This is a genomic window from Chryseomicrobium palamuruense (assembly GCF_042649045.1).
Taxonomy (GTDB): Bacteria; Bacillota; Bacilli; order Bacillales_A; family Planococcaceae; genus Chryseomicrobium; species Chryseomicrobium palamuruense.
In genome coordinates this window covers 98923-113742 of sequence record NZ_JBHSEF010000010.1, presented here as the reverse complement: position 1 = coordinate 113742, position 14820 = coordinate 98923, and the positions used below count along the sequence as shown (strand labels likewise).

Below are 14820 nucleotides of genomic sequence, written 5' to 3'. Positions count from 1 at the left end.
CGCACATCTCTATTTAGGAAGGTGAACAGCGATGACAGCACGCTTTGATAAAATAGCGAGCCTCTTATTTTTCATCATCGGCGTTCTGTTTTTCACAGAAGCCTTAAAAATCTCCGACAGCGCATACGGGTCATCTGTTGGACCAAAAATTTTCCCGATGGGCCTTGGAATCGCGTTGATTGCCCTCAGTATTCTCCTCATCATCGAAAGCTTTAAAAAGAAAGCGGAAGCCAAGGCTTCAGAAGAATCCCTTTCCTCACCGCAGTACAAACGATTCTTCATTATTCTAGGCGCTGCAATTACATATGTGGTCCTCCTTGAACCACTTGGTTATTTGATTACGACGTTTGCCTTTTTGTTTGTCACATTTCAAACACTTGAACGTGGAAAGTGGTTGTCATCGCTTATCATTGCCGCTGCTTTTTCAGGCGTAATTTATTTCGGATTCGTATATATTTTAGGTGGCTCTCTTCCGGGCTTCCCTATATAGGAGGGTGACACAATGAGCACAATTGATTATCTATTTAACGGCTTTCTTGTCGCATTCCAGTGGCACAACATCTTATTTGCGCTAGTCGGGGTCATCATCGGTACAGCGGTAGGCGTTCTACCGGGAATCGGCCCAATGAGTGGCGTCGCTTTACTCATTCCCATCACAGCTACCCTCACGTCCGGACTTCCTGTCGAGATGGCCGCCACGAGTTCCATTATCTTGCTCGCAGGCGTTTACTACGGTGCCATGTACGGTGGGTCGACGACATCCATCCTGCTGAACACACCAGGTGAATCGTCTTCTGTTGTGACGACGCTAGACGGCTACCAGATGGCGCGGCAAGGTCGTGCAGGGGCAGCGCTTGCGATTGCGGCAATCGGGTCCTTTGTGGCTGGAATCGTCTCTTTAATTGGTCTGGTTCTACTTGCCCAACCTTTATCGAGGATTGCTATTGACTTCGGTCCAGCCGACTATTTCTCATTAATGCTTCTTGGACTTGCAGCTGTCAGTGGTCTTGCCGGAAAATCGATTACGAAAGCACTCATCATGACGGTCGTCGGGTTAATGCTCGGCACCATCGGCATTGATGCCGTTTCAGGTATCGCCCGCTTCACGTACGACTCCCCCATTCTATTTAGCGGAATCGAGTTCTTGACGATTGCCGTTGGACTCTTTGCTCTTGGGGAAGTGTTTAAGACAATCTTTGAAAAAGAGACGCACGATGAGCCTGTTGCAAAGATCACGAAAGTCATGCCAACGAAAGAAGATTTGAAACAAAGTGCTGCGCCAATCGGTCGCTCTTCGCTTCTCGGTTTCTTCCTAGGTGTGCTACCGGGTGCCGGTGCCACACTTGCGTCATTCTTCTCGTATATCATGGAGAAGAAAATCAGTAAAAATCCAGACTCTTTCGGGAAAGGAAATATTGCCGGGGTTGCCGGACCAGAGTCTGCCAACAACGCAGCGTCTGGCGGTGCGATGATTCCCCTCCTGACACTTGGAATTCCGGGTTCAGGGACGACAGCAATATTGATGGGGGCCTTCATTATGTACAACATTCAGCCAGGCCCACTTTTATTTGAAGAACACCCACAAGTGGCGTGGGGCTTGATTGCCAGTATGTTTTTAGGGAACTTGATGCTCCTCATCTTGAACATGCCGCTCGTGCGAGTGTTTGCGAAAATTATCGAAACACCGAAAAAGTATTTGCTTCCGATTATTATTGCTATCTCGATCTTCGGTGTATATGCAGTGCAATATACGACGTTTGATTTGTTCTTACTTCTTGCATGTGGGGTATTCGGTTACTTGCTGGCGAAGCATGATTATCCACTAGCACCACTCGTTCTCGCTCTTGTACTTGGTCCAATGATTGAAAATAACATGCGCCGTGCCTTAACAATTTCAAATGGTGAGTTCAGCATCTTCTTAACGAACCCACTCTCATTAACGTTCTTAATCATCACCTTGCTGTGGCTAATCGTTCCCCTTCTTCTGCGCCTTCGTGGGAAGAATGTCATTGTCAGTGAGGAAGCGTAAACTTTATCCCAGTGCCACGTGTGGTACTGGGTTTTTATGTAGTAATAGCCACTACCTCGTAATTGGTAGTGGCTTTGTATTGGCTGTTGCAGTCGTAACTTTTTATTACAGTATGCCGGCTATTTAATTTCAGGTGTTCTTAAAACAGAACCCCCTTACTCGCGAGGAGAAGGGGGATCGTTCATCTTATTCCCTTTACTGCGAAACTTCTTACAACAACCAACCATACATGACGTACCTTCCTCGTATGAACCATTCTAAGGAAGTAACGAAATCAATCGGCCTTATATTCCCGAATGCTTCGTCACCATCTCATCAATGGTTTCTCTCTTCGGAAGCGCAGGAATACCGCCTGGGTTCTGTTCATAGACCGGCACCGAGTGATTTCCCACCTCCACCGGTGTAAAATCGACGAGTAGTTCGCCGAGTGTGTATAGTTTCATGGAGATCCCTGCTTTCTCATGTATTCCCTGTTCATTATCTTTCTCATTATAACAGGCGAAACTAGAACAAATAGTCTCTCCATTCTCATATTCTTCGACTTCACCTTACTAAACAAACAAATCGTAAAGCCTATCATATTTTTAAGAATCAAACGTTAGAACAACTGGTCAAAGAGAAACCTCAGACGCTAGAAGAATTATTGAAAATTGATGGAATCGGTAAACAGAAAGTGGAAGAGTTTGGCGTAGAGGTTGTTAAGATCATACAAGGACATACCCTTGTCAATATGAAGTAAGACACAACTAAAAAATGGCTATGGCAAGCGAGATGACAGATTACACAATCATCTACTTGGATAGCCTTTTCTAATACGAATGAAGTTGACACTGAAATCTATCGCTTACCGGTATTATCAGTATCCTCATCACTTTTTATTTACAACGAGAGCGTTATTGAAAGTCACTATGGGACCATCTCTAAATACATTTCAGATGCCAACTCAATTACTTATCCTCATTCAAACGGGAACTGTCTTGGTTTTTCTTGTACAGTGACCCACTGAACAGTTGTGAACTCATTAAATGCCCATTGGCCTCCAAATCGACCGACACCTGATCCCTTTTCTCCACCAAAAGGCATTCCGGCTTCAACATTAACTGGCTGGTCATTTACATGCGCCATTCCACTTTCGATTTGTTTAGCGACTTCTAGTCCTCTTTCTAAATCCTTTGTAAAAATACCTGAACTTAGTCCATATTCCGTTTCATTTGCTAAGCGAATTCCTTCTTCTTCTGTATCAAAAGGAATAATTGTTGCAATCGGGCCAAATATTTCGGATTGAGCGATCGTACTATCATTGGATACATCGGTGAATACAAATGGCGTTACAGTATTCCCCACTCTCTTTCCTCTGAGCGCAACTCTTGCTCCTTCTTTTTCAGCCATCTCCGCCATATTCAAAACTTTTTCAATTTGTCTTTCGTTAATGAGAGGTCCTAAAAGAATTTCAGGATCTTCTGGATTCCCCACCTTAATCTTAGTGGCTCGACTAACAAATTTTTCAACAAATTCATCATAGACTGCACGATGCACCAACATACGATTTACAATCATACAAATTTGACCAGAGTGTAAAAATTTCCCGAATAAGGCAGCATCAACAGCTTCGTCAACATTTGCATCTTCAAGCACTAAGAATGGGCTATTTCCCCCTAATTCTAAAGCAACCCTTTTTAAGCTTTCTCCTGCAATCTTCCCGATATGCTTTCCAACAGCTGTTGAACCTGTAAAGGAAATTAACTTAGGTATCGGATGTTCGATTAAGTAATCGCCAAGTTCAGTAACATCTGTAACAATCAAGTTAAATGCACCCGGAGGTAAGCCTGCTTCTTCAAACATTTTTGCAAAGATAACTCCTCCAGAGATAGATGTTTGCAAATCTGGTTTATGCACAACTGCATTCCCTGTGGCAATAGCGGGTGCAATGGTTCTGATGGATAAAAATAATGGAAAGTTAAATGGACTAATGGAGGTGACTACACCTATCGGTTTACGAATGATATGGTTAACTTTGTCTGGGATAGCAGAAGGTGTTGTGACTGTATTTGTTTGTTTAGGATAGTCTGCAGCTTCCTTTAACGCCTCAACACTCGCGTGTATTTCAAATTTAGATTTAAAAACCGAACTCCCTGAATCTTTCACGAGTACTTCCAAGATTTCATCTTCGTGATCTTGAAGGTATTGTGCAGCTTTCAATAAAACTTTCTTTTTTTCTTCAGGTGATACATTTGCCCATACTTTTTGAGCTTTTTGAGCAGCAACATACGCATCATTCACATCTTCTTTACTAGCAATGGTTACTACTTTAAGCACTTCATTATTGTATGGATTTTGGATTTCTGCGGTCTTGTTGGCCGTTCCCTTTTTCCATTGTCCATTAATGAACTGATTGGTTATTTCGATAAATTGATTCATAGAAATTATCTCCCTTCCTTCTCTTATCGATAATATCTTGTGCACTCATGCAAATAACTAAGCATTTTTAGTCCAAAATAATATCTACTAGGAAACTTATAGAAGAAAGGCTATGATAGATTTTAATTCTCTACTCCGTTTACCTCACCCTCTTTAATCCCAGCTTGATAATACTATAAAGACCAGTCAAAAGAAGTTTGAGGAAAAGGCCCTTTTATTCCGTCAACTACTAATTCCTCCAGAATGACTTACCATACTTCATACTATCATTCTGGGAATGATCTAATTATCGTTTACATCTCCACGTCTTCCCCTACCCCAAGATGCTTCGCTAAACGGTAAACACCCTTCGCAACGGCAAGGTCAAAATGAGCGGCACCGACGGATTTGAAGATCGTGATGGCTTTGGCATTTCGTTTATATTCCTGCCCCACTAATTCATGCAGAGCACCGGATAAGTCGTCAAAACGCCATTCGCCTTGTTCTGCTGCTGCAATGAATTCACCCGCCTCTACTTGCACGCCCTCTACATCGTCCGCATAAATGGCAGCCGCTTTCGGAATTATATCTACAGGGATTTCGCGCATTTCTGGTAGGTAGCTTCCCACGCCTATAATATGGGTGCCTGGCTTTACAGCACTCGCTGAGAAGACATCTTGTGTAGACCGCGTCGCGCAGCACACCACGTCTGCTTTTGAAACGGCTTTATCCGCATCAGTCACCACTTCAAATTGGGCGTTGACGCCATACGCTTCTAATCGCTCCGCAAATTGTTCAGCTTTTTCCGTGGTACGGTTCACCAGGTAAATTTTCTGAATCGGGAGGACTTCGACAATGCCGAGCACTTGTTCAAAGGCCATCGCACCAGTCCCGATAACGGCAAGTATCTTGCTATCTGTGCGCGCAAGATGTTTACAGGAAATCGCACTGAGGGCACCAGTCCGGAGGCGAGTTAAGTAGGATCCGGCAACGAGTGCTACGTGACGACCTGTCGTGAGTTCTGTGAGCAGAATGGTTCCTTGGGTTGTCGGAAGCTGCTTCGACGGGTTTTCCGGAAAAATCGACACCACTTTTACCGCTCCGTAGTTAGTGCCGTCAGAACTTGGCATATAGAGAACTGAACCATTTTTTTCATCAACCGGAATCACGGTACGATGTGGATTAACGTTACTTCCTTCCGAGATGTGCGCTAACATATCTTCGACGTCCTGGATGGCATGTCTCATTTTATAGATGTGTTGGATGATGGAATCATTGATGAGTCGCATAGGTGGTCCCTCCTCAAAAAAATAGAGCCCGGAGAGTTTCCGGGCTAAGATGTTACGCTTTGTAAGCGGGTTGTTGCATACGGCCTTTGACTGCCCAGATGGCAAGGAGTGAGACCGCTGCTGTGAACATGATGTAGATGGCTACAGGTACATAGGAATTTTCAAACGTAGCAAGAAGCGCTGTCGCAACAAGGGGCGCTGTTCCTCCAGCTACCGCTGCCCCGATTTGATATCCAAGAGAAACCCCTGTATAGCGAACTTTAGCTTCAAAGATTTCCGAGAACATCGTTCCAAGAACAGCCGTAATAGGTGCCCAGATGATTCCAAGACCGATGATGGTCGCAATGATAAGTAAGGCCACGCTACCCTGATGAATCAACCAGAAGTACGGGAACGCATAAGCCATCATCGAGACAGTTCCTACGATGTACATCTTCTTGCGACCTACGCGGTCAGACAAGCTTCCCATGATTGGAATCAAGATGGTCGTAACCACAGTGGCAATCATCACGGCCCCAAGTGTCGCTGAGCGAGAGAAGCCAAGGTTTGCTGTCGCGTACGAAACAATAAATGTACTGAAGATATAGAACGGTGCCGTTTCGACGACTTTGGCACCAATCGTAATCAACACTTCACGCCAATGATAGCGAAGAGTCTCCACGATAGGCACTTTGGGAATTTCACCGCTTTCTTGAACCGCCTTAAATTCAGGAGTTTCGTCAATTCCCTTCCGGATCCAGAGACCAAAGACAACAAGCAAGGCACTAAAGATGAATGGTACGCGCCAGCCCCATGACATAAACGCAGCCTCCGGTAAAAGTGTCATGATCCAAAGCGCGAGCGTTCCCATCACCATACCGATGGTGACACCCATTTGCGGAATCGAACCGAAGAATCCGCGACGTTCCGGCGGTGCATATTCTGTTGCGAGAAGCAGAGCGCCTCCCCATTCTCCTCCGATACCTAACCCTTGAATCAGGCGAAGCGTGATCAAGATAATTGGTGCAGCAACACCAATGGCTTGGTAGGTAGGCAACAGACCCATCGCAAAGGTCGCTGCTCCCATCAGACTCAGTGTCATGACGAGCGTTTTTTTGCGCCCGATGCGGTCCCCGATGTGACTAAAGATGACGCCTCCAAATGGACGGATAAAGAACGATAAGGCAAACGACGCGTATGCTAAAATAAGACCAACAGTCGGGTCTTCGCTGACAAAGAATAATTGATTGAAGACGAGTGCCGCCATCGTACCGTATAAGAAGTAGTCGAACCATTCGATTGAACTTCCCACGAGACTGGCAATCAAAACTCGTCGTGTAGTTTTTTGATCCATGATGTTTCCCCTTTTCATCCCCTGAAATTGAAGTGTGACTTCAATTTTGATTTTAGACAAGATAGATTATTCTGTCAATATGTTTTTTATTGACAGGTTTATATGGAGACGGAATGATTAGAGGAAGGAGTGAGTGCATGTGGTAGGAGAGCAATTAAAAAAAATTCGAAAAGAGAAAAAGATGACCTTGAAAGACTTAGCGGAAGGCGCAGGGGTTTCCATCAGCTTCCTGTCTCAAGTAGAGCGCGGAAAATCAAGTGTGACACTTGAATCGCTGCGGAAAATCGCCGAAGTGCTGGATGTGAACCCGAGCCTCTTTTTCTCTGGCACCGAACGTCCCTTTGAAGATGCCTCGTTCTATTACGAAGATCTTGCGGTGGCGTTCCCTAACCCGGATTTTCATCCGATTCTCGTCACCCTCGAGCCTAAAGAAAGTGACGGGAAGCCGTTTTCTCATCATGGACACGAGTTTGTGTTTGTCGTCAAAGGGACGTTGACACTGAAGCTTGATGAGGAAGAAATGATACTTAGAGAAGGGCAATCCAACTACTACTCGTCAAATCAGTCGCATTATTGGTACAACTATACGGATGAGCCGATTCAGTTTTTAGTGGTGTCGTCCCGGTAAGTGGTGTGGGGTGATCATTGTAGAGTTTTGCGAGAGAAAATGAATCCTATTTCGAAAAAGTAAACTAAAGTTGTTTTAGAAACGCTATTCAACCCTGATCTGGCCGTTTCTAGAACAGGGCTTTAATTATCACTTTTAAGAATCAAAAATTTATTTTTAATGTATCCAAACTTGAACATATCTTAAGAAAATTGTGTCCATAAAATCTGCACAATCAAGAGAATCGTGACAACCCGAAGGATTGGTTTCACGTAGGCTGGATTTAATTTCTCCGCTATTCGTACTCCAGTCTGTGCACCGGTCACGGAACCAAGTAAAAGTGCAATTGTCAATGGCCAGATAATTTCTCCAGCTATCGTGTACGTAATGGCTGCTCCGAAGCAGCTTGAAAAAGTAGCGAGTCGGACAAATCCGACAGAACGTATGTAGGAGATATTTAAGTAACTGAATAAATAGAGCATCAATGTACCCTGACCCGGTCCGAAGAGGCCATCATAGATACCGATACTATACAAGCCAGCGGCACTTTTCTTAGTGATTGTGAGAGACTCTTCACCTGAAAAGCCTTTCTTCCCAAGAAATGAAGTTACGAATGCAAACAGGAGTAATCCTGTCACAACCAGATACATCTGTTCTTCCGGAATGGCTGTAGCAATCATACCTCCGGTCACTCCCCCAGTCAAACTCACAGGAATGATCCATGCGGATTCTTTCAGTGTGATTCTCTTTTTTCGAATCAAATAATAGAAACTTGAGAACGAACTTACTGTGTTCGACACCTTATTTGCTCCAATCGCAGAATGCACCGGCACACCGAGGAGGAGCATAGCAGGCAAACTGATTAATCCTCCGCCACCTGCTAGCGTCCCAAGCGTCGTTGCGACAAGCCCAATAATGAACATTAAGATGTATTCCATAACAATCACCTCTTCTATGTTCACTATACGCTTCATAATCCGATAAATAAATTTAATGTATTTTATGTAGAGCGATAATAATATCTAATCGTTAGAGGCTATTATATTTTCACATGATAAGAAGCTGTACATTGGTCCCATTACAGAAACAAGACCTGGTCCGAATCAACAGATTCAGAACAGGTCTCTCTTCTTTACCTACATTAGTTAATATTCTGCATTTCTTGTTTCAAGTGTTGTGCAGCTTGGGCTGGAATTTTTGCACCAGTGATTCCGCTGCCGACAATCAATATATCTATTGGGGTGTCTTTGAAATGATGAACCGTCTCCTGAGTGATTCCGCCGGCAATATAGATTGTACACTCAGCCAGACCTTGAACCAGCTCAAAATCCTCTGCCTTTGCCAAATGATTCGTCGACTGCATGTCTTTTCCTTTATGCAAGCAAAAGTGGCGCACGCCTAGGGCATATAGTTCTTTCACTCGAACCACATCGTGAATACCAAGAAGGTCAATCAATATAATTCCCTGGTACTCTTGAGCCACTTCTAACATCTCTTCAATTGTCCGGTCAGCTGAAAATGCCATGGCTGTTACAATCTCAGCTCCCGCTTCAAATGCTTGTTTGGCTTCATGCTTCCCAGCATCACACGTCTTCATGTCCGCTAGAAGCGTTTTACCCGGAAACTGGCTGTGAACTTCCCTTATTATCGCCATCCCATATTCTTTAATGACCCCAGTTCCCATTTCCACAATATCCACAAACTCATACGTTTCTTGAATCAACGATAAACATTCGTCTCGTGTCATTCGGTCAAGCGCAAGTTGTAGTTTCATCTTTAAACTCCTGAATACGCCATGAATCCGCCATCGACTGGAACTGTGACACCTGTCACGAATCCAGAATAGGATTCATCAACTAGCCACAACATCGTCCCTAGAAGATCTTCTGGCTTTCCAAATCGGCGCATGGGTGTATGAGTCATGATTTTGTGAGAACGCTCTGTTAGGCTTCCATCGTCATTGGTTAACAATGTTCGATTTTGCTCCGTCAAGACGAATCCTGGTGCGAGTGCGTTTACGCGAAGTCCTACTTCTGCGAAATGGACGGCCATCCACATCGTGAAATTGTTGATAGATGCTTTAGCTGCACTATAGGCAGGAACCTTTGTCATTGGCGAATAGGCACTCATCGACGAGATGTTCAAGATGACTGGATGTTTGGACTTAAGAAGTTCTTTACCAAAGACTTGAGACGTTAAAAACGTTCCAGTGAAGTTTAAATCAAACACTTTCGAAAACGCGTGTGCATCCATATCAAAGAATGTTTGCGATTCGTCCCCTTCACCAAATACTTCATTTGTCGTTGTAGCCGTCGGTTGATTTCCTCCTGCACCCGTGATGAGAATATCCACTTGTCCAAATTCTGAAAGAACTTGATCACGTGCAGTTTCAAGTGAGGCACGGTCTAGAACGTCTGCTTGGAAGGCAACGGCCTTACCGCCAAATGCATTAATCTCATCAGCGATTGCTTGACCTTTTTCAATTGTCCGATTGAGAAGGGCGACACGCACACCTTGTTTCGCAAGTTCTTTTGCCATTGCGGAGCACAGTACGCCACTACCACCGGTAATAACGGCTGTTCGACCGTTTAGATTTTCGTGTGTGTACATATTAGACCTCCCGCTTCCGCGCTTGGTAAGCATCCCAAAGTCCGTTCAAGTACATGATTCCAAGAGCTCGGTCATATAGCCCATAACCTGGACGTCCCTCTTCATTCCATAAATGACGGCCATGGTCTGGACGAACATAACCGGTATACTCTTGATCAGCCATTTCCCGCACCACGTTGGTCAAGTCGACGGAGCCGTCCGATGTGAAATGAGACGTTTCAATGAAATCTCCGTTTTCGAAGATTTTTACATTACGAAGGTGAGAGAATGGGGACCGCGCTAGGTATTCTCCTGCAAGTGCCACCATATCATTTGATGGATTTGCACCTAACGAACCTGTGCAGAACGTAATACCATTTGCTTTTGAGTCCGAGATTTTTAGCAGTCGTTTTAAACTTTCGCCACTTGTCATGATGCGTGGTAGACCAAAGATCGACCATGGTGGATCGTCCGGGTGAATCGCCATTTGGATATCTTCCTCTTCACAAACCGGTAAAATAGCATGCAAGAAATACGCAAGGTTCTCCCACAACTTCTCTTCCGTCACGTCTGCATAGGCATCGAACAACTCTTGGATTTTCGCTAGTCGTTCAGGTTCCCACCCTGGCATCGTCATAGATGTCGAGCTTGCAATCTTCTCAATCAGCTCAGAAGGTTCAATATCCTGAACTTTACTCTTCTCATAGAAAAGAGCCGTCGACCCATCCGGTAGAGGATGGTACAGATCCGTTCGCGTCCAGTCAAAGACCGGCATGAAGTTATAACAAATGACTTTCACACCCGCTTGACCGAGGTGGCGAATCGTTTGCTTATAGTTTTCAATATACACATCTCGGTCTGGCGAACCAATTTTGATCGCATCGTGAATATTTACACTTTCGACAACATCCGCATGAAACCCATGTGAACGAATGTACTCTACTTCACTTTGAATTTCTTCGAGTGGCCATACTTCTCCGGCCGGTTTGTTATGAAGTGCCCATACAATGCCTTTCACATTAGGAATTTGCTTAATATGTTCTAAGGTGATCTGATCGTTTCCACGACCGTACCAACGCCACGTCATATTCATGGAATCATTCACCCTCCTTTGATACCGAGGCCACGTAAGCTTCTGCGAGTTCTGTGACAGCTTGCGCGCCACCTGAACGGTAGGCTTTCGTTAAGTCGCTTCCTACTCCTACAGCAAATGCTCCCGCATCCAACCAGGCTCTGACTGACGATAGATTGACTCCCCCAGTCGGCATGATGTGTACATGCGGAAGGGGTCCTTTGACCGAAGCGATGAAGGAAGGGTCAAAATTGTTCGCAGGGAACAATTTGATCAACTCATGGCCGTGCTCCGCTGCTTGCACCATCTCTTTGATGGTCAAACAACCAGGTAGATACGGAATCGCATAACGGTTGCACATGGTACTGATTTCCGGATTAAAATGGGGACTCACGACGAACTGTGCTCCGTGTAAAATTGCATGGCGTGCCGTTTCTGCGTCTAACACTGTGCCAGCACCGACAAGACAATCCTCGTCTTGAAGTGCACGGAAAGCATCTCCGACATTCGGCGTCGTGTAGGTCACTTCGATGGCTTTCATTCCCCCAGCCGCAGCTGCACGCGAGACTTCAATGGCCTCCTCTGCAGAAGCGCCACGGATGACAGCGACGACGCTCAGGTCTTTCAGTTTCAATAATGTTTCGTATTTCGTCAACATAGTTGGCCTCCTCTCCATTAAGAAAATTCGATCAGTGCTTTGCGAACCGTGTCCGGATTGTTCTCTACAAATGTGAATGCCTCTTGTGCTTGATCAATCGAGAAGCGGTGCGTAATCAATCCCTCTTCTCTTAGCTTGCCTTCATTTAAAAGAGAAACCACTTTGGCAAACTGGTTCGTCTGCAAGCGAGAGCCAACAATTGTTAGCTCTTTTTTCGTAATTGGCAACTGTGGGATTTGAGAAGGTCGCTCGTCAAACCCTAAAATGACAATTGTTCCTGCAACAGAAGCCAAATGGATAGACTGCTCTACAGTCTGTGGTAAACAGACTGCATCAATCACCACGTTAGCTCCTTCGTCACGTGTAACTTCCATCAGTTTTGAAAGAACATCTTCTTCTAAAGGAGAAACAACCACATCTGCCCCATTTGCTTTCGCAAAATCAAGTCGCTCTTGTTTTAAATCGGACATCATGACAGTAGCCCCTGCAAGCTTCGCCATTTTTAAAATACAAATGCCGATAGGACCGCATCCGTGAATAAAAACGAAATCTCCTGCCTGCACATTGCCTCTCCAGACAGCCTGTGCTCCTATCGAATAAGGCTCTGCAAGGACCACTTCTTCCCAAGGTAAGTCGGCATTCACTTTATGTAATTGACGTTCAGGAAGGACGAAGAATTCTCTCATTCCTCCGTCTTCGTGTACACCGAATACCGACAACTCTTTACATACATTCGGACGTCCTTTTCGACAAGCATAGCATTCTCCGCAGTAGCGAATCGGCTCGACAACCACGTGATCTCCAATTGACAAATCCGTTACTTCCGCACCTACTTCAACGACTTCTCCCGCGATTTCGTGTCCTAACATGCGTGGATACGTGGCAAGAGGGTTGGTACCATGGTAAATGTGCATATCAGATCCACAAATTCCTGCCCGTTTTACTTTGACTAAAACATCTTTAGGCCCTTGAACAGCAGGTTTATCGATTTCAGCAACACGTAAATCATGCGCTTGTTGAACTTGAATAGCTTTCATAGACTTCTGTCTCCTTATTCAAATAGACTTGGTAAGAACAACGTCACTTGTGGAACGAACGCAACGATGAGAAGAACAATTATACTAACACCTAGGAAAGGCAGCAGCTCCCTCGTTGCATGACCCATAGAAACATTTCCTATCTGAGACGCTACAAATAGACAGACTCCAACAGGTGGCGTGACCACTCCAATGATCATGGCAAGAACCATCGTTACTCCGAACTGAATCGGGTCCATCCCTACTTCCATCGCAACTGGAAGTAATACTGGGAAAAGAATGACGAGTCCAGCAATCGTCTCCATAAATGTTCCAACAAATAAAAGCAAAACAATAATAAGTAAAATAACAATGACGCCATTTGTAGAAATTCCGAGAATGAAGTCAGCAACCATTTGTGGAATTTGTTCAGCTACCATGATCCATCCGAAAAGGTTAGCAAATCCAACAAGTAACATAATTGCTGCAGTCGATGTCATCGTGGATAACATGATTTCTGGAATTTTACGAATCGGTAATTCTTTGTATACAAAGATCCCAATAATAAATGCATAAATAACAGCAACAATAGCGGCTTCAGTCGGAGTAAAGAAACCACCGAGTATTCCCCAAAGAATAATGAACGTCATAAACAGTGCCCAGAATGCACCCGTAAAACTTGACCACACTTCTTTAAGAGACTTCTTCTCACCTTTTGGATAATTACGTTTCACTGAAATAATGTAGACCGGAATCATAAGGCCTAGCCCTAATAAAATCCCTGGAATCGTTCCAGCTAAGAATAAGTCACCAATCGATAGTGAAGCGAGTGTCCCTACAATAATCATAGGAAGAGATGGTGGAATAATGGCACCAATTGTGGAAGAAGAAGCTGTTACAGCGACTGAGAACCCTGCTCCATAGCCTTGCTTTTTCATAGCTGGAATTAGAATCGAACCAATACTCGCTGTATCTGCGAGGGCAGTCCCGGAAATTCCTGCAAATCCCATAGATGCTCCTACGTTTGCGAGGCCAAGACCACCCCGGACGCGACCAAATACGTTATCCGCAAAACCGATGATACGGTCTGTAATACCACCTGCATTCATCAGGTTTCCTGCTAGGATAAAGCCCGGAATACAAAGGAGAACAAAGGAATTTAATCCCCCAAACATACGTTGTGGAATAATTGTTAATGGAATATCAGCAATTATCAAATAAAGTAGCGAAGATAAACCTAAGCTAAATGCAATGGGCACACCTAGGAAAATCAACACTAGAAAGCTAACAAATAAAAGTACCGCCATTAGAGTTCCCCTCCGTACGTAGTTTCGTAAGGATTTTTCTTATTCTTAAATAAGAATCCAATTCGCACTAAAGACATCAAAAATAGAGCGATTCCCATAAATAAAATGGATGCGTGAATAACGGACATTTGAATAGGCATCGTAGCGGAGGCTTGTGATTTTCCAATTTCAACAAATATCCAACCTTCTCGAATGAGCACTGCACTGATGCATGCAATTAATACATAAACGCCAATCTCATAGTACCGGCGAAACGTCTCTGGGAATCGGTTAACAATCAGATCGACGTTGATATATTCATTGCGTAACAAGGCAAGAGGAGCAGCAAAACTAATAGCAAATAAAAATAAATAGCGCGTCAATTCTTCTGTCCATACATACGAAATAGGTAAATAACGTGACAATATTTGCATAGAAACGACAATAATCAGTCCACTTAAACACAACACTGCTAAGAGACCTAGGATACGAGTAACAATTTTTAATACACCCATTGGGGTACCTCCTCTTAAGATAAATGGAA

16 protein-coding genes are annotated in these 14820 nt (G+C 44.3%); 4 read left to right on the top strand and 12 right to left on the bottom strand.

Going from position 1 to position 14820, the window contains the following annotated elements:
* Positions 1-31: 31 nt before the first annotated feature.
* Positions 32-490: a tripartite tricarboxylate transporter TctB family protein gene (locus ACFO0S_RS04435; protein ID WP_378140599.1), complete on the top strand. Its 459-nt coding sequence runs from the start codon at positions 32-34 to the stop codon at positions 488-490.
* A 12-nt stretch (positions 491-502) separates the two neighbouring features.
* A complete protein-coding gene (locus tag ACFO0S_RS04430) occupies positions 503-2029 on the top strand; it encodes a tripartite tricarboxylate transporter permease (protein ID WP_378140598.1) in 1527 nt (508 codons plus the stop codon).
* A 284-nt stretch (positions 2030-2313) separates the two neighbouring features.
* Here the strand turns inward: ACFO0S_RS04430 and ACFO0S_RS04425 are convergent, their stop codons facing one another.
* Complete coding sequence (locus ACFO0S_RS04425) at positions 2314-2472, bottom strand: hypothetical protein (RefSeq protein ID WP_378140597.1); 159 nt, start codon at positions 2470-2472, stop codon at positions 2314-2316.
* Between the two features lie 89 nt (positions 2473-2561).
* Here ACFO0S_RS04425 and ACFO0S_RS04420 point away from each other — a divergent pair, with 89 nt between their 5' ends.
* Positions 2562-2768, top strand: coding sequence for an HRDC domain-containing protein (locus tag ACFO0S_RS04420; RefSeq protein WP_378140619.1), 207 nt, complete (start codon positions 2562-2564; stop codon positions 2766-2768).
* Between the two features lie 218 nt (positions 2769-2986).
* Here ACFO0S_RS04420 and ACFO0S_RS04415 read toward each other — a convergent pair whose 3' ends face one another.
* The 3 genes from ACFO0S_RS04415 to ACFO0S_RS04405 form a co-directional block, all read right to left on the bottom strand.
* A complete protein-coding gene (locus ACFO0S_RS04415) occupies positions 2987-4447 on the bottom strand; it encodes an aldehyde dehydrogenase family protein (RefSeq protein ID WP_378140596.1) in 1461 nt (486 codons plus the stop codon).
* A 293-nt stretch (positions 4448-4740) separates the two neighbouring features.
* Positions 4741-5715, bottom strand: a complete 975-nt coding sequence (locus tag ACFO0S_RS04410; protein ID WP_378140595.1) for an ornithine cyclodeaminase family protein — start codon at positions 5713-5715, stop codon at positions 4741-4743.
* A 52-nt stretch (positions 5716-5767) separates the two neighbouring features.
* Complete coding sequence (locus tag ACFO0S_RS04405) at positions 5768-7048, bottom strand: MFS transporter (protein ID WP_378140594.1); 1281 nt, start codon at positions 7046-7048, stop codon at positions 5768-5770.
* 133 nt (positions 7049-7181) lie between these two features.
* On the opposite strand from ACFO0S_RS04405, the gene ACFO0S_RS04400 reads away from it, so the two are divergent.
* On the top strand, positions 7182-7676 hold the full coding sequence (locus ACFO0S_RS04400; RefSeq protein WP_378140593.1) for a helix-turn-helix domain-containing protein: 495 nt from the start codon (positions 7182-7184) through the stop codon (positions 7674-7676).
* 182 nt (positions 7677-7858) lie between these two features.
* On the opposite strand, the gene ACFO0S_RS04395 is transcribed toward ACFO0S_RS04400, so the two are convergent.
* The 8 genes from ACFO0S_RS04395 to ACFO0S_RS04360 form a co-directional block, all read right to left on the bottom strand.
* On the bottom strand, positions 7859-8593 hold the full coding sequence (locus ACFO0S_RS04395) for a sulfite exporter TauE/SafE family protein (protein ID WP_378140592.1): 735 nt from the start codon (positions 8591-8593) through the stop codon (positions 7859-7861).
* A 203-nt stretch (positions 8594-8796) separates the two neighbouring features.
* Positions 8797-9429: a 3-hexulose-6-phosphate synthase gene (hxlA, locus tag ACFO0S_RS04390; RefSeq protein WP_378140591.1), complete on the bottom strand. Its 633-nt coding sequence runs from the start codon at positions 9427-9429 to the stop codon at positions 8797-8799.
* 2 nt (positions 9430-9431) lie between these two features.
* Positions 9432-10265 (bottom strand): SDR family oxidoreductase, encoded by an 834-nt coding sequence (locus tag ACFO0S_RS04385; RefSeq protein ID WP_378140590.1) that lies wholly within the window; start codon positions 10263-10265, stop codon positions 9432-9434.
* A gap of 1 nt (position 10266) precedes the next feature.
* Entirely contained in the window at positions 10267-11337 is a 1071-nt protein-coding gene (uxuA, locus tag ACFO0S_RS04380) for a mannonate dehydratase (RefSeq protein WP_378140589.1), read from the bottom strand.
* Between the two features lie 4 nt (positions 11338-11341).
* Complete coding sequence (locus ACFO0S_RS04375) at positions 11342-11974, bottom strand: bifunctional 2-keto-4-hydroxyglutarate aldolase/2-keto-3-deoxy-6-phosphogluconate aldolase (protein ID WP_378140588.1); 633 nt, start codon at positions 11972-11974, stop codon at positions 11342-11344.
* Positions 11975-11991: 17 nt separating this feature from the next.
* The gene (locus ACFO0S_RS04370) at positions 11992-13011 is read right to left on the bottom strand and encodes a zinc-binding alcohol dehydrogenase family protein (protein WP_378140587.1); all 1020 of its coding nucleotides are present in this window, start codon (positions 13009-13011) and stop codon (positions 11992-11994) included.
* A gap of 14 nt (positions 13012-13025) precedes the next feature.
* Positions 13026-14297 carry a TRAP transporter large permease gene (locus ACFO0S_RS04365; RefSeq protein ID WP_378140586.1) on the bottom strand — a complete coding sequence of 424 codons (1272 nt, stop codon included), beginning with the start codon at positions 14295-14297 and terminating at the stop codon, positions 13026-13028.
* On the bottom strand, positions 14297-14791 hold the full coding sequence (locus ACFO0S_RS04360; RefSeq protein ID WP_378140585.1) for a TRAP transporter small permease: 495 nt from the start codon (positions 14789-14791) through the stop codon (positions 14297-14299). Before ACFO0S_RS04360 ends, ACFO0S_RS04365 begins: the two co-directional genes overlap by 1 nt.
* Positions 14792-14820: the final 29 nt, after the last annotated feature.

What these genes read in the sequence shown, in the direction of transcription:
- ACFO0S_RS04360 (WP_378140585.1), bottom strand. Translation starts at nt 14,791, where the DNA reads ATGGGTGTATTAAAAATTGTTACTCGTATCCTAGGTCTCTTAGCAGTG.
- ACFO0S_RS04405 (WP_378140594.1), bottom strand. Translation starts at nt 7,048, where the DNA reads ATGGATCAAAAAACTACACGACGAGTTTTGATTGCCAGTCTCGTGGGA.
- ACFO0S_RS04370 (WP_378140587.1), bottom strand. Translation starts at nt 13,011, where the DNA reads ATGAAAGCTATTCAAGTTCAACAAGCGCATGATTTACGTGTTGCTGAA.
- ACFO0S_RS04430 (WP_378140598.1), top strand. Translation starts at nt 503, where the DNA reads ATGAGCACAATTGATTATCTATTTAACGGCTTTCTTGTCGCATTCCAG.
- ACFO0S_RS04365 (WP_378140586.1), bottom strand. Translation starts at nt 14,297, where the DNA reads ATGGCGGTACTTTTATTTGTTAGCTTTCTAGTGTTGATTTTCCTAGGT.
- ACFO0S_RS04395 (WP_378140592.1), bottom strand. Translation starts at nt 8,593, where the DNA reads ATGGAATACATCTTAATGTTCATTATTGGGCTTGTCGCAACGACGCTT.
- ACFO0S_RS04415 (WP_378140596.1), bottom strand. Translation starts at nt 4,447, where the DNA reads ATGAATCAATTTATCGAAATAACCAATCAGTTCATTAATGGACAATGG.
- ACFO0S_RS04435 (WP_378140599.1), top strand. Translation starts at nt 32, where the DNA reads ATGACAGCACGCTTTGATAAAATAGCGAGCCTCTTATTTTTCATCATC.
- ACFO0S_RS04410 (WP_378140595.1), bottom strand. Translation starts at nt 5,715, where the DNA reads ATGCGACTCATCAATGATTCCATCATCCAACACATCTATAAAATGAGA.
- hxlA (WP_378140591.1), bottom strand. Translation starts at nt 9,429, where the DNA reads ATGAAACTACAACTTGCGCTTGACCGAATGACACGAGACGAATGTTTA.
- ACFO0S_RS04385 (WP_378140590.1), bottom strand. Translation starts at nt 10,265, where the DNA reads ATGTACACACACGAAAATCTAAACGGTCGAACAGCCGTTATTACCGGT.
- ACFO0S_RS04375 (WP_378140588.1), bottom strand. Translation starts at nt 11,974, where the DNA reads ATGTTGACGAAATACGAAACATTATTGAAACTGAAAGACCTGAGCGTC.
- ACFO0S_RS04425 (WP_378140597.1), bottom strand. Translation starts at nt 2,472, where the DNA reads ATGAAACTATACACACTCGGCGAACTACTCGTCGATTTTACACCGGTG.
- uxuA (WP_378140589.1), bottom strand. Translation starts at nt 11,337, where the DNA reads ATGAATATGACGTGGCGTTGGTACGGTCGTGGAAACGATCAGATCACC.